Annotated in this window: 10 protein-coding genes; 3 read left to right on the top strand and 7 right to left on the bottom strand. The window is 56.4% G+C overall.

Going from position 1 to position 14,906, the window contains the following annotated elements; translation table 11 throughout:
* Positions 1-7 precede the first annotated feature (7 nt).
* From Fuma_RS03555 to Fuma_RS03530, 6 genes are all read right to left on the bottom strand, one after another.
* Positions 8-1,723: an ATP-binding protein gene (locus tag Fuma_RS03555; protein WP_077022929.1), complete on the bottom strand. Its 1,716-nt coding sequence runs from the start codon at positions 1,721-1,723 to the stop codon at positions 8-10.
* 77 nt (positions 1,724-1,800) lie between these two features.
* Positions 1,801-3,816 (bottom strand): NAD-dependent DNA ligase LigA, encoded by a 2,016-nt coding sequence (gene ligA, locus Fuma_RS03550; protein WP_077022928.1) that lies wholly within the window; start codon positions 3,814-3,816, stop codon positions 1,801-1,803.
* Complete coding sequence (locus tag Fuma_RS03545; RefSeq protein WP_077022927.1) at positions 3,813-4,142, bottom strand: hypothetical protein; 330 nt, start codon at positions 4,140-4,142, stop codon at positions 3,813-3,815. Before Fuma_RS03545 ends, ligA begins: the two co-directional genes overlap by 4 nt.
* Positions 4,139-5,068 carry a sugar phosphate isomerase/epimerase family protein gene (locus Fuma_RS03540; RefSeq protein ID WP_077022926.1) on the bottom strand — a complete coding sequence of 310 codons (930 nt, stop codon included), beginning with the start codon at positions 5,066-5,068 and terminating at the stop codon, positions 4,139-4,141. The genes Fuma_RS03545 and Fuma_RS03540 overlap by 4 nt, the downstream gene beginning before the upstream one ends.
* 155 nt (positions 5,069-5,223) lie before the next feature.
* The gene (locus Fuma_RS03535) at positions 5,224-6,300 is read right to left on the bottom strand and encodes a Gfo/Idh/MocA family protein (RefSeq protein ID WP_077022925.1); all 1,077 of its coding nucleotides are present in this window, start codon (positions 6,298-6,300) and stop codon (positions 5,224-5,226) included.
* A gap of 241 nt (positions 6,301-6,541) precedes the next feature.
* Entirely contained in the window at positions 6,542-6,856 is a 315-nt protein-coding gene (locus Fuma_RS03530; RefSeq protein ID WP_077022924.1) for a hypothetical protein, read from the bottom strand.
* A gap of 538 nt (positions 6,857-7,394) precedes the next feature.
* Here Fuma_RS03530 and Fuma_RS03520 point away from each other — a divergent pair.
* From Fuma_RS03520 to Fuma_RS03510, 3 genes are all read left to right on the top strand, one after another.
* On the top strand, positions 7,395-7,925 hold the full coding sequence (locus Fuma_RS03520; protein ID WP_077022922.1) for a hypothetical protein: 531 nt from the start codon (positions 7,395-7,397) through the stop codon (positions 7,923-7,925).
* 99 nt (positions 7,926-8,024) lie between these two features.
* A complete protein-coding gene (locus Fuma_RS03515) occupies positions 8,025-9,020 on the top strand; it encodes a sugar phosphate isomerase/epimerase family protein (protein ID WP_077022921.1) in 996 nt (331 codons plus the stop codon).
* Positions 9,021-9,332: 312 nt separating this feature from the next.
* Positions 9,333-10,457, top strand: a complete 1,125-nt coding sequence (locus Fuma_RS03510) for a hypothetical protein (protein WP_077022920.1) — start codon at positions 9,333-9,335, stop codon at positions 10,455-10,457.
* Between the two features lie 113 nt (positions 10,458-10,570).
* Here Fuma_RS03510 and Fuma_RS03505 read toward each other — a convergent pair whose 3' ends face one another.
* The gene (locus tag Fuma_RS03505) at positions 10,571-14,572 is read right to left on the bottom strand and encodes a tetratricopeptide repeat protein (RefSeq protein ID WP_077022919.1); all 4,002 of its coding nucleotides are present in this window, start codon (positions 14,570-14,572) and stop codon (positions 10,571-10,573) included.
* Positions 14,573-14,906: the final 334 nt, after the last annotated feature.

Here is a 14,906-nt window from a genome sequence, read left to right as displayed (position 1 = left end):
GTCGGACTTAATCGCTGACTTCGGTCATTCCGTCAAGTCGGATGGTTTCCGTCTTCGGATTTCCACGGGGCCATGACAGGACAAAGCGAGTCCCTTCGCCGGGTGCGCCTTCGATTTTGATTTTGCCGCCGTGTTCGCGAATAATTTTGCGACTCACCGGCAACCCAATCCCCGTGCCGCGCGAACCTTTTGACGATTCGAACACGTTGAAAACGACCTGCCGTTGTTCTTTCGGAATGCCGGGGCCATTGTCAGTCACGGCCACCAGCATTACGTCGGTGCCTCGATCGTAGCTCGTTTGCAGCACAACGATTCCGTCGTCGCGTTCCGACACGGCATCGATCGCGTTGATCACAATGTTCAGCACTGCACGGTGAATGCCTTCGTGATCGAATTCGGCCAGCGGAACATGCTCTCCCGGTCGAAACTCGAAAGAAACATCGTTTTCACTGGCAGTGGTGCGAGCCAGTTCGGCCACTTCTTCGCACACCTTGTTCAGATTGTCGGCTTTCAAAACGGGCATGCGTTCCTTGCTGAAGGAAAGCATATCCATCACCAGTTGATTGATGCGATTTTGGTTTCGTTCAATGATCCCCCAACCCTGTCGAATCATTTCTTCATCGGATTTGTCGAGTCCCGTTTGAATCAAAAACCCGCCACCCTTCACACCCTGAAGAATGTTCTTGATGTGGTGACTAAGTACTGTGATGGTCTGGCCCATCGCAGCAAAACGTTCGGCTTTTAAGAATGCATCATGAAAACGACGAGCTTCGACCGCGAGCGCACTTTGTCGTGCGACGGCGAGGACCGATCTTAAATGCTCGTCCGTGAGTCGGCCTTTCGACGCGTCAGTCGGAGCGCGGGCCACAGTGGCGTCGGTTGTCAGATGAGTCGTGATGTCCAGATAAATGACGCCGATCAGTTCTTCCTGCCCACGCATTGGAGCACAAATCGCCTCTCGAATACCGGACGACAGAATGCTGTTGCCACCGTCGAAACGAGTGTCGACCGACGCATCAGACGTACGCACTGCTTTGCCATGCTGCAACACATAGCCGGTGATGGTTCGCGAAATCGGCATTTGTTCGTTGGCATCATCGCTCGCCCCACGGCGATGAAACACAATCGGAGTGAGCTCACCGCCGGTGGATTCCCGCAGCAGAATACAGCCCCGATCCGCTCGCACAGCGTCCAGGGTAAGACACAAAATTCGGTGCAGCAAAGCGGGGGTCGCGTGAGTCGGATGCACCAGTTCTTCGGCCACCTGATACAGCAGCTCCAAGCCAGATCGGCGGTCGGGCCACACACTTTCAGACGATCCCGACGCTGCATGCAACTGCTGAATAATGGCGGAATGCTGACCGGACTTCGAATCGTCGACAAAGTGCACGCTGTTGGAGGGCGTTGCTGGAGTCGACTGGTCCACGGCCGTTTGGAATGTCAGCCGGGTGTTTCCAAGGCGCAGTGAATCGCCGTGATGTAGAATCACATCGGACTGCCGCCGTCCGTTCACGTAGGTGCCGTTTGCGCTGTTCAGATCCTGCAAACGAAAGTCTCGACCATCATAAAAGACTCGCGCATGCCGCCGCGACATTTCGGTATCATCCACGCGGATGCGGGTTCCGACACTGCGGCCGATGATGGTGTCGTCGCCATCGGGCTCAACATCAAATCGAGCTCCTCGATTAGGGCCGGTGACAATTAGTAATGTCGCGTGTGACATGAAGTCGCGATTCGAGTGGCGGGGTCTTTGTTGTCAGGCGAAGTTGTCAGCTGAAGCACATCACAACGCACGATGTGTCATTTCTCAAGCATGGCTCGAAAATCGTCCTCTGACAAGATCGCGATTCCCAACTCCTGCGCCTTCGTCAGCTTACTGCCCGCTTTCTCGCCTGCCAGAACAAAGTCCGTTTTCTTTGACACGCTGCCAGACGCTTTGCCGCCGTGCTGGCGAATGAGTTCTTTTGCTTCATCCCGCCCCATTCCTGGTAGCGTGCCCGTCACGACAACCGTCTTTCCGACCAGGGGGCCTTCCGTCTTAACCGCGACTTTGCTGACGGGCGAACCGAGGTTCAGGTTCACACTGCGAAGTTCGTCAATCAAACTCCGTCCGATTTCGCTAGCGAAAAACTGATGCACGGAATCTGCAATCACGGGGCCAATCTCGTCCACCGCCGCCAGACTCTCAACAGATTGAGCCGCAATTTCGTCGACGGTGCCGAACGCCGCTTCCAGAACTCGAGCGTTACTCTGCCCCACATGACGAATATTCAGCCCCGTCAACAGACGCCACAAGGGTTGCTGCTTCGACGACTCAAGGCCACCAAGCAACCGATCTGTCGACTTCTCACCCAACCGTTCTAATGCGACTAACTGTTCTCGCTTTTCGTGCAGCCGGTACAGCGAAGGAATGCCATCGATGAGCTTCGCGTCCAACAGCTGGCCGACAAGCTTTTCACCCAGCCCGTCGATGTCCATCGCGGGACGGGATGCGAAGAAAATAAGTGTCTCGCGAAGTTGAGCCGGGCACGTTGGGTTCGGGCAGCGGACATAGACACCACCCTCGTCCTGAATCACCTTCGCACCGCATTCCGGGCAGAATTCGGGAAATGAAAACGGTCGCTCAGCTCCCGATCGAGCGGCTTCGTTCACTCGCAAAACGTGCGGAATGATTTTGCCCGCTTTTTCCACCAGCACTGTGTCGCCGATCATGACGCCCAGCCGCTGCAGTTCGTCACGATTGTGAAGGCTTGCCCGAGAAACAGTCGTGCCGTCGATCTGCACCGGTTCCAGTTCCGCGACCGGCGTCAGTGTGCCCGTCTTACCGACCTGGATCGAAATGTTTTGCACCTTCGTTTCCGCTTCGTACCGTTCCCACTTATAGGCTCGGACCCAGCGCGGACTTTTGGACGTGCTGCCGAGTTCGTCTCGTTCGGCCAGGCTGTTTAGCTTGATCACAATGCCGTCAACTTCAAACGGCAGGTGCGCGACTCCTTCCATCATCGCATCAATGGCAAGCTTCAGTTTTTCGATACCGACAGCCGTGGCGACGTCAGGCGTGACAGGAATGCCGAATTGACGAATGGAATTCAGAAAGCTGATGTAGTCAGGCCATTCAACCCCTTCAACGTAGCCCATTCCATGAGCCACAAATCGCAGGCCGCGTTTGCGCGCCTGTTTGGGATCGAGCAGCTTTAGCGCTCCCGCGGCTGCATTGCGAGGGTTCTTGAAAGGCTCTTCACCGGCAGCCACCTGAGCGGCCTGGAAAGCGGCGAAAAATTCGTTGAAGATCACAACTTCGCCCCGCACTTCCAACACGGGCGGAGGCGTTTCTGTTTCCAGTCGAAGCGGAACACCGGCAACAACTTTTGCGTTGGACGTGATGTCGTCACCGACGGCTCCGTTGCCGCGTGTCACGCCCTGGACAAGTTCTCCGTCCTGATAGATCAACGCCAGGGCGACGCCATCGATTTTGTATTCGACTGTGTATTCGAGGTTCTCGCGACCGAACGCTTTCTGCAGTCCGGCATCCCAGTTGACAAGTTCGCTTTCTTCGAACGCATTGTCGATCGACAACATGGGAACCCGATGTTCAACCTGCTGGAACCCCGCGATCGGTTCTCCACCCACTTTTTGAGTAGGACTGGTGGGCGAATCGAATTCCGGGTGAGCTTCTTCCAGCCGCTGCAGTTCGGCCATGAGCCGATCGTATTCGCGGTCCGAAATTTCCGGAGCCGCGTCGACATAGTACAGCCGGTTATGCCGCTCCAGCTCCGCTCGCAGATCTTCAATTTCCTGCTTGACGTTCCCTGTCATGATTTCTGTCGCAGCGGCGTGCTAGAGGATAGTTTATCGTTCTCACCGTCCGGTGGCTGAATGTCGTCGTGCTCCACTGCCACTTCATCTTTTCCCTGCAATGTTCGCACGCGGTCGATGGCCATCGCCAGAAAGGTTAATACAACCACGAGTACAAATTCCCAAATCAGAAGTTGGTTCCCGTAGCGGTCGAGCCACTTCGAAACGGGGGCGTCCGGATCTCCGAACACAGTCGCGATTAACGCCATAATGGTGAGAATAAAGAGGCTCGTGACAGGCACGATTAGCCGAAAGACGAGCGACGGTTTTGTACGCGGCGGTTTCATGCCTGTTTCGCCAATTCCGCCAGGTACGTTCGCGACTTGTTAATTTCGGCCGTCACTTCGGGGGCCGTTTCCAGAATCGGAATGCCTCGCGGAACCGGGTGCATAAAGATTTCCGTCCAGCCGGAATATTTAATGTCCGCAAGGGCTTTCACCAGCGGGCCGAAGTCCAACGGACCGCGACCTGGCATTTGTTTAAGCTCCTGATCCTTCGGCAGTTTCGTCATACAGCCATCGCCATGCTGCCAGGCGTAGAAGACTTCGATTGATTCGCCGAGCTCACGAATTAGCCCCGAAACCAATTGCGGATCCTGCGGCAGATGATACGGAGCCAGCGCCACGGCGATGTGTTTTGAAGGTCGTAATTCGGCGAGGTACCGCAGCGAGTCCGGCGAATCGATCAGGTTGTTGCCATGGTTTTCAATGGCGATCGTCACTCCCGTTTCTTCAGCGACTTCAAGATGCGGCTTCATCTTCTCAAGAAATTCGCCGACCGCTTTCTTCAGTTCGGCCCCCTTCAATCCCTTGGGGCCACTACCGCCCGTCACAATAGTTTGGCAGCCAAACCGTTGAGCCAGTTTCATTTCGTCCTGAAGTCTGAACGGGCCGAGTCCATATTGAGTGATGCAACCGAGTTTGACATCGTGCTTTTCCAGCAGCGACGCAAAAAGCTCTTCACCCATGTCTGCCAGTTGTTCACGCTGGTTGCCATGTCGCTTAGGCCAGATGTCCAAATGGCTGGCTCCGCACTTGGCGACTTCGGGCAGGATTTCGCCAAGGTACAGGTAGCCGTACATGCACGAACCGACCATGTACTTAAACTGAAATCCGTCGGCGGCAGCGGCGGCCGCGAAGGATGAACCGATAGCCGTCGTAGCAACGGCAGCGGCGGAAGAAACAAGCATCTGACGGCGGGAGAGGTGTGGCATAGTTTTGTAGGCTTCTCGCAGGGGCCGATTGGTGGTTCGTGGGAGTACGTTTTACCCGACAGACGCTGTTCCTGGCCACGCATAGAATACCACGAATACGAAAATCCGGCGGGAACGTCTGAGGCGTCGACGGGGGAATGGGTTGCGCAGCGCGTCTACTCGATCGGCATTCCGCTGGCCTGCAGAACCGCGGTCTGAACGGCAAGATCGTGCTTTGTTGAGTATTCCGGTGCCTGTTCGCCACGAACGACGGCTGCCAGATGCTGAAAGTCGCCATCATACCGGCCGGTCGACTTCGGCAGTTCCACGATCGTTGTTCCTTTGCGGTAGTCGCCCGTAGCTGATTCCAGCGTCAACGACAACTTGTACGGCTCAAGCGGCCGAATGACGATTGAACCCTTCGTGCCGCAGGCGACAAACTGCCGCCGTCGGCCTCCATCGACTTCCGACATGCTACTGCGAATCGTGGCCGTGGCTTTGGGATACTCAAACACCGCCAGGCAGTTGTCCATCAGGTTGTCGTGCTCGGGGCGCGTGTTGCGATTGAAAGGCGTAACCTGATCCGGTGGTCCCAGCAAAGTCACGACGGCATCGATCAGATGACATCCCAGCTCAAACATTGAACCGCCAGCGTATCGAGCCAAACTCGGTCGCACACCATCGCCGACCTTCTTGCTCATTTCACAATGCACAGAAAACACATCGCCCAGCCAGCCATCGCGAACAGCTTTGAACAGAAACTGAAACGCTGCATTGCCGCGAAACATGTACCCCATTTGAATCATCAGCTGCTTTTCGTCAGCTGCCGCGCAGATGCGTCGGAAGTCTTTCAGCGACGTGCCCGCAGGCTTATCCAGGTGCACATGAACGCCAGCCTGAATGCAGGCTTCTGCGGCAGGCAGAAGTTCGTCGATATCCGTTTCCACTGCCACGGCCTGTAAACCAGACGTGCCAAGCAACTCCTGCTGGGTCATCCAGCGAAGCCCCTTATACGACGACGTCTTCGCTACTCGACTGCGCTGTCCAGAATCGGGTTCAACCACTCCGACGACTTCGAACAGTTCCGGAAACTTTCGAAACGTGGCCATCTTCCCGGATGCATGGCCGTGCCTCGTTCCGATCTGCCCAACCTTGATCGGTGCAGCATGACGGAGTGCGCCAGCAACAGTCGTGGTGGCCGTAAGTAATCCGGCCGATGCGGCAAGAAACGTTCTGCGGTCTGGATTAGGCATGAGGGTGCTCGGTGTTGCATGGGGAAGACTTAAAGGGCAGACACGAAGTCTAGATTAAGCTCAGTCTGGTTCAACCAGAGCCCGCCTCGTGCCCGCCAGGGCCGATCGTTTCGTCTTCCCAACGACTACGTTATTCCGATTGCACCCTCAACTTTCCGTTAAACATCGTAGCGATATTTCCTTGCCTCATTTCACGGCCAGCATGTGTCTGCAAGCCTTCCGCGATGTGTACTCGCGACGCTTATGCAAGAACCAGGTAAGTAAACAGACCAGCCTGCCAGGCAGCGACGGATGTTGTCACCGGAAAGGCCTTGCGGCTACGTAGTTTCTTAAGCACTGCAAGAATTGTGAGCACGATAACTGTGCCCGCAAGTTTGACTCGAACAAAGACTCCGACTTCGCCGTCCGCCACGTTAAGCAGCCAGCGACCTACGGGATTTTCTTCCAGCAGATTGATTGACCAACTGTACTGCACGATCAGAAATGTGTCGTACAGTGACACCAATGCGATCAATCCACACAACAATGGAAACCAGTGTGGGCGAATGACAGACATCTTATCCTTCTTTCAACATTTCGGAGTTGCGAATCCACGAAGCAGAATGCTTCGTCAGGTGGGTTGTTCTCGCCCGAACGCTCCCGACTCACGGCTTAGCAACGACCGTGCCAGAACAAGTGAGCCATATGAAATGGCGGTTAATTACCCATAAAGACCCGGCCCAGACTCTCCATTTGACGGAAAAACCATTCGTATCCCGTTCGCCGGTAAGAAATATCGGATACCAGTCGCAATGCTGGGTGATGAGTGCTGCTCAATTCACTGGCACCACTGCGCGGCGGAACTGCGTTCCGGACGCTCGTACCGTTTGAGCCCGCCAACAACTCGCGATCCAATGGCAAAAGCCTGCTCACGGATCAAGCACCTACACCGCTGAAGGATTCTGCGAGGTGCAAATTGAAGTACCCAAGTGGTATTGTCGCAGCATTCGCATTAGCGGCTCTGACCACCGCACTTTCTTTGCTGAAGGCTGTCGGTTCCGGGTGACCGCGATAGAATTCGAGTCGCTCGCCATCACAGACGCAGAACTGATTTCATGGACTCCTTCACAGGCCGCCTCCTCATTTTGTGGACCGTTCGCATCGCTGTGACGCTGTACGCGCTGGCGATGTGGCGCTATCTGTTTTTGTCGCGGTCTGGTCGAAAGAACGGCGACCAACGGTTTGCGATATTGTGGGCGTCGGCGTGGCTGATGACCGTCGTCCATGTTGTGTGTGCGTTTCACTTCCAGCACCACTGGAGCCACACCGCCGCATGGCAACATACGTCCGACATGACCAATCGAGTCGTCGGGTTGGATTGGGGCGGCGGCCTAATCGTCAACTATGTGTTCTTGACGTGGTGGGGCATCGACGCGGGAAGGCTATTTCGTCGCAGCGACACGGCGACATCTTCCACAATATTCGTTGCCGTGGCCGCATTCATGTTTTTCAACGCAACGGCCGTGTTTGGCCCACCGTGGTGGTGGATTCCCGTCAGTGTTTTTATTGCTGCGGTGGTAATCGCGGCGATTTGCGGACGTTGGCGACGTCCTGATTCTGGCCAGTTTCCACCGAATACCGACTGACATTTGACATTAAACATTCGGCTACGTAGTTTCTGCCCGAAACGGCGGGAAGGCCCGCCCCTTTGTTACGTCATTTTCAGCGATTGGGAGAAGTGATCGATGGCTCGACCTGTCACACTGTTTACCGGGCAATGGGCCGACCTGCCTCTGGACGAACTTTGCAAAAAGGCCAAGGAATTCGGCTACGATGGCCTCGAATTGGCATGCTGGGGCGATCACTTCGAAGTCGACAAGGCACTGTCGGATGACAGCTACTGTCAGAAAAAACGTGATCTGCTGGACAAGCACGAACTCAAACTGTTCGCGATCTCAAACCACCTTGTGGGCCAGGGAGTGCTGGACAACATCGACGAGCGGCACAAGTCAATCCTGCCCGAATACGTCTGGGGCGACGGCAATCCGGCTGGCGTCAACGAACGCAGCGCGGAAGAAATGAAAAACACCGCTCGAGCCGCTCAGAAGCTGGGTGTGAGCATCGTGAATGGGTTTACCGGTTCCAGCATCTGGCATCTGCTGTACGACTTCCCGCCGACTCCGGCCAGCATGATTGACGCGGGCTACGATCTTCTGGCGGAACGCTGGAACCCGATTCTGGATGTGTTTCAGGAATGCGGCGTGAAGTTCGCTCTGGAAGTCCATCCAACAGAAATCGCGTTCGACCTGTATTCTGCCGAACGAGCTTTGAAAGCGTTGAACCATCGCGAAGAATTCGGGTTTAACTTCGACCCCAGCCATCTGATCTGGCAGGGCGTTGACCCCGTAGAATTCATTCACGCGTTCCCGGATCGCATCTATCACGTCCACATGAAGGACGCGTCGGTCACGTTAAACGGCCGAACCGGAATTCTGACCAGCCATCTGCCATGGGGCGATCCTCGTCGAGGCTGGGACTTCCGCAGCGTGGGCCGTGGTGGCGTGCGTTTCGAAGAAATCATTCGAGCGTTGAACGCGATCGGCCATGACGGACCTCTGTCTGTGGAATGGGAAGACATCGGCATGAACCGCGAAGTCGGCGCGGCTGAGGCAGCTCAGTTCTGCAAGAACGTGGACTTCGAACCGTCAGGCCGAAAGTTTGACGCTGCATTCGGGGACTAGGTGGACAACGCCACCTTTGGTCATTGGGCCGTGTTTTTGGTAACCCGAAGTGTTAGCGAGGGATTCGTCGCAACTCGATCCCTCGCTAACACCTCGGGTTACCTTCGCACCAACATGGCGCTGTCCAGCTAGAGCAATTTACGTTTTGTTGTGGACGGTTCTGGCTCGTGCGAACCGGCCCACGTAGGACAAAAGCGATTTCCGCGGCCACAAGTCAGTGTGAAACGCTGTCATTCGTTCGACGGAACAATGCACGGAACCCTCATCAGCAGCGGCTTGAGTCATCAAGTCGCTGTTGTTGTTTGAAGCGACATGAATACTGACCCGGTTATCGTCAAACGCGTTGAATGGTTAAGGATCTTTCCGGTCCTTAACCTGTGGCACGCTGCGCGATTGGCGTTCTGCGTGAGGACGCTGATTCCGATGTTTGTCGCCTTTGTTCTGGCGTGGATCGGTGTCTATCAGATTTGCCAAATCACAAATTCCGTACCCCAGGATGACAACAGATCCAGCGCGGCTCTGCAGACCACGACGCACGTACTCCAGGTGTTTCCGTGGCGATCCGTCCAGCCACCGCGCAGGTTTCATGAGGTAAGTTTGCGGCCCAATGTCCAGATATTTACGTCAGGCTCCTTTCCCGCTCCGGTTCAGGCTTGCGTGGTGACGTTGATGTCGCTGCTCACTTCTTCGGAACACACGCTACGAGACGCAGCCGTGCTGGCACTCTTAGCCGGACTGCTCATGATATTCGGTGTCGCGGCCGCTCGATCAACCGCCACGGAGTTCTGCACGCAGACTCGCACCGGAGCCATCGCAGCGATCAAACTTGCGATCGTCGATTTGCCGAAGAGTCTCCTCTCCACGGTATTAGCGACGGTCCTGATCGCAATGCCCATCCTGCTGTTGAACGCCGCGGCATGGTTAGCAGTGTTACCCGGCATAGGCGAATCAGTCGCGATGATCGTCTGGCCGGTCATCACACTGCTGGCCGTCTTCGCCAGTTTGACGGCCGTTGTCGTCGCGATCGCATGGTTCCTGTCCCTGGCCGCGATCGGTACAGACCGCTGCACGGGATCGGATGCTCTAAGTCGCGGCATCAACTACGTGCTATCACACAAGCTCCGCACCCTCGGCTACCTGTCGGCAGTCGCGATCCTATCTAAGCTGTCATGGTGGCTCGTAACCGCTATGCTCGTGAACGCCAATGCCTTGCTGGAACCTCGCTTCCGCGAATTCATTCCCATCGCTCGACGCAAGGATGATGGAGACGTAAGCGGTCCTGAAGCCGCGCTTCAGTGGTGGCAGTCTGCGATCAACATCGCGCCGGAGGTCGTCGAATTCGGCGCGTTTGTGTCCGGGCTAACGCTGATGTACATCCTACTAAGACAAAAGGAAGACGGCGTGCAACTGCGAGAACTCGACGGCGGCCGACGATAACGCGTTCTCGCCCAATCAGGCTTCACGTCAATTGACCGACGTGGGCCACGCCACTCACCGAGCTCTCACCCGGTCAATGCTGCTGGCAAACGTCGTCGGTGTCTGACTTACGCTTAGCGACGTGCTTTCTGCTCGTTTGATTCTGAAGCGGCTCGTCGCTTGTTGATGTGAGATTCATACAGCTTTACAAGATTCATAAGCTGCGGCTTTTGATCGGCTGGCGCCAGTTCGTGCGATTCGACAAGCCATTTCTTCGCACTCGCAAAATCACCGGCCTCAGCATAGCTGGCAGCCAGCGTGCTTAAATGAGACCAGTCTTCATTATTCGTCAATTCACAGGCGCGGCGAGCATAGCTGACGGCGCGGGTGGGGTTTCGGAACGCAGAATCTTCGGCCGTGGCCAACAACCACGCAAAGTTGTCATAAGCTTTCGCAAACGCTGGATTCAACTCCAGAGTCGTTTCGTAGTCATCCACAGCGGCCGCGTAGTTTCGAAGTTGGACATGAGCCGCCGCCCGGTTGTTGTACGCCCGAAACAGGCTGGGTTGCACGGCCAAGGTGTGATCCCAGCAATTGATTGCACCTTTGAAGTCACCCTGACTGAACAGCATATTGCCTTGGTTGTACCACGCGGCTGCATGGCCTTTGTCCAGTTCGGTTGCTTTCTGATAGTCAGTCATCGCCGTTTTAATATCGCCGTTACCCGCGTTGACGTTCCCACGCGAATACCAGATGTCGGCGTTCTCGGAATCGATTTGCAACGCGTAGTTCAAATCTTCCATCGCCTTTTCCGTGTCACGCAACTGATGCCGCGCGAGGCCACGACGGTACAACAGGTTGGCGTCGTTTGGCTTCAGCACAAGGGCTCGGGAAAAGTCATCGACCGCCTGTTGAAAATTCCCCATGCGGTGATTGATTGTTCCTCGCCACGTCCACGCTTCTCCGTCATCGGGCTGTTGAGCCAATGCGTTCGTCAGGTCACGCAATGCTGCATCGTACGCGCCGCTGGATTCTTCCAGACGAGCTCGCGCGACAAGCGCCTGGTGGTGCTGTGGGTCACGTTCCAGAAGAATCTGCAGGTCGCGGGCGGCCAGAAGTTCAAGGCCCAGTTCCAGCCGACAGCAGCAACGGTTCCACAACGTGTTTTCGCCTTCGATGTCGCGTTCCAGCAAAGCGTCATAGTCACGCAGCGCGGACTTGAAGTCGCCACGGTCGAACAACCGGTCGGCTCGAATAGCAAGCGCCTCAGCGTGGTTTGGCGTCTCCTGCAAAACGTAGTTAGCGTCAGCCAATGCGGCTTCTTCATCGCCGACTCGCAGGAATGTTTTTGCGCGAGCGATCCGGGCATCGCTGTGATTTGGGTTAGCCTTCAGAACGCTCGTAAAGTCAACCAGCGCTGAGTTACCGTCGCCGGCGGACGCGTAAGTTGTGCCACGCAGGAAGAGCAATTCCGCCTGTTCGCCCTGTAGTTCAATCGCGTTATTGTAGTCGGCCAGAGCTTCCCGGTACTCGCCATTTTCAGAACGAATGGCAGCTCGCATAATGATCGCCGCCGTATGTCGCGCGTCGGAATTCAGGATGGAATTCAGGTCTCGGATCGCATTCTCATTCTCCTGCAACTGACGATACGAGACCGCTCGCATATAGCGAACTTCGTGGTCGTGCGGGTTGCGTTCCAGAATGGAGGTCAGCATCGCAATCGCGTCCTGGGGCTGTCCCAGTTGAGCGTACAGATTCGAAAGCTGGCGTGCCGCGTCGTGGTTGCCCGGCTGAAATCGCAGGATGCTAAGGTAGTCGGAAACAGCGGCGGAAACTTCGCCGATTTCAGTAAACGCTGCGGCTCGTGCGGCCAGAGCTTCGACGTTGGTTTTGTCGATGAGGCCTAGCTTCGTCCAATCGGAAATTGCCAGTGGCCAAAGTTCCTGCTGCTGATAGGCGAGGGCTCGAAGCCGCAGCGGCGCTGGATCGTTGGGATCGATCTTCAACAGCGCCGTCAGATCGTCGGTCGCCTGCAACCAGTTTTCCTGAAGGAAGTAGATCCTCGCGCGGTTCGTCAACGCTTCTTTGCGATGCACGCCCAGCGAAATCAGGCGAGAATACTGAGCGATCGCGGCGTCGTACTGATTCATGTCGCGCTGCAGGCGAGCTCGCAAACGCACCGCACCAATGTGGTCGGGATGAACGCTAAGAATGTTGGCCGTTTCCTCCAACGCGACTCGCTGAGCGCCCGTTTCTGCCAGAGCCGTCGCGTATTGCAACCGCCCCTCAGCATTGTTTGGGTCGCCTTCAAGCAGCCGTTCCAGAGCAGCGATGCAGGCCGCCAAGTCTCCCTTTTCGTGAGCCTCGCGGGCTTGCTTCAGCAAACCGGACGAATCAGCGGCCGTGTTTTGATGTGAAGGCTTCGCTGTAGACCTTGAGTCGACAGTCAAATCGTCCAGCGTCACGCGGCCCGCATTGTCATCAACGCTGGCCGGAGCCTCGTCATCCGTGATGTCGAGCGGTTGACTGTTAATCGCCAGGGCCTCAAGAGAAAACGGTTGCATCTCAGGTTGCTCGGCGCTTTGCGAGGCTTCCGGCACTGACTTGGCTTTGGCCACAGGAACCAGAACCAGCGTGTCGGCTTCTTCACCCGCCGCGTCGTTATTCGGGAAGTCACCAGCATCGTTAGCGGCGGGCGCGTTGTCTGCCACGAATGGCTTCGGCGCGGTGGCAGCAGCGATCTGTGGCGCGTCAAACATCGGTTCTGCAACGGCAGACTCATCTGCAAAACCGTTGCTGTTAAATGCTGTGCTCGCGTCGGCAATCACAAGCGGCTCATCAAATTCCGGTGCCGGCATCAACGCAGCCACGGGTGCATCGCTGGGTTGCGAATTGGCCGGGCTGTCGAAGTCGCTAATTGCGAAGGGCGAATCCTGAACTGCGGCGACGGTCGATTCGTTGGTGTTTGTGTTGTCTGTGTCAGCACCGAAAAGCTTGAAACCGGATGGCAGCGGATGATCGTTCGCACCTGGTGCGTTGTCCGCCGAAGCAACCGTGGCTTCGTTCGTTGTGTTGCTGGCAGCAGCCGGGCTATCACCGCCGAATAACTTGAACCCGCCGGTAGGCGGCGCGGCGCTTTCGGCAACTGCGATGGATGCCACCGGATGGTCCGTCGATTGCGGCGCCGCTGGGGCGGGCGTCCTGGCTGGAGGCTCTGCAATGGCAGCGATGGCAGGTGCGGACATCGCAGCCTGCGCCAATTTCAGTTCTTTCTGAAACGAAGGGTTGGTGCCGTTTAATGCAACAGCCTTATTCAGATCATCAACCGCTTCATCGTTGCGATTCAGGCGTCGCAACAGCCGTCCACGATGGAACCACGCGGCGGCATCGTCTGGCAATTGTCGACAGGCCACACTCACATCGGCCAGAGCTCGGTCGGTTGCTCCGGTTTTGTCCTGAGCGATCCCGCGCCATAGCCAGGTCTGACCGCTATCGCGGTCCAAACGGAGTGCCGTAGTAAGTGCATCGACGGCTTGCTGATTCCTGTTTTGTTCGACCAGCAGCCGTCCGCGTCGAAAGTGACTTTCGGCATGTTCCGGATTCAGAATCGCAGAGTCCTCGAAGTCCTGCAGCGCGTCTGAAGCTCGGCCCGCTTGTTCCAGCAGGCAGCCGCGGTCAAAACGTGCGTCAGCCGCTTCTGGATTCAGCTTGATTGCCAGCGACAGTGCATCCAGCGCGGATCCGGTTTCACCAGCCGAACGCTGCATCGTTCCCAGTGCCCACCACGCGCGATCCCAATTGGGTTTGAGCTCCGTGGCGACCTTGAGGTCTTCTATGGCCGCAGGCAAATCACCAATCGCACCGCGACACGTCCCGCGCAGGTAGAAGGCTTCTGCATAGTCCGGCTTTAACGCGATCCCACGCGTGAGTGTTCGGATGGCGTCTTCGTACTGACCATCTTCCTGCTGCTGCAGGGCAGCGCGCACCTGTTCTTCGGCTTTCTGTTGCTGGTTTGAGCAGCCGGTGATCGGCAATATCAGCAACAGCAGTGCAGCAGACGCAACACAGCGGTGAATGCTGGTTGTTGCGTTCGTACTTGAGATCGTCGTCGTTGACTCGGAAGCCAAATGTCTCATTGTCACTTCTTCCAATTCAGATCCGGCACTCAGTCGGCGGTTTAAGCTGGCTAATCGCCCATCGTGTGCATGGCGATGCGGCGCAGTACCGCATCAGTGGTGTGGAAGGGACCGGCGTGGACGCACAATCCCCCCAGACTGCTTCATCGTCATTCGGGACGTCGGCTCTGAGCCCTGTTCGCGCGGCAGAGTCGTTTTTATCGTTCCAATCGGTCCCTCACGGGGGCAGGTCCACTGGCAGATTCAGCGTGTACCGACATGCAAATGGACCAATCTGCGCGGAATGGAATCCCTGACGACATCGCAGACTATCGGTACGAGCCATTCGACTTTA

The sequence above is a fragment of the Fuerstiella marisgermanici genome (genome assembly GCF_001983935.1).
GTDB lineage: Bacteria > Planctomycetota > Planctomycetia > Planctomycetales > Planctomycetaceae > Fuerstiella > Fuerstiella marisgermanici.
The sequence above is the reverse complement of the archived record's forward strand: the minus strand, read 5'-3'. Positions and strand labels throughout refer to the sequence as shown.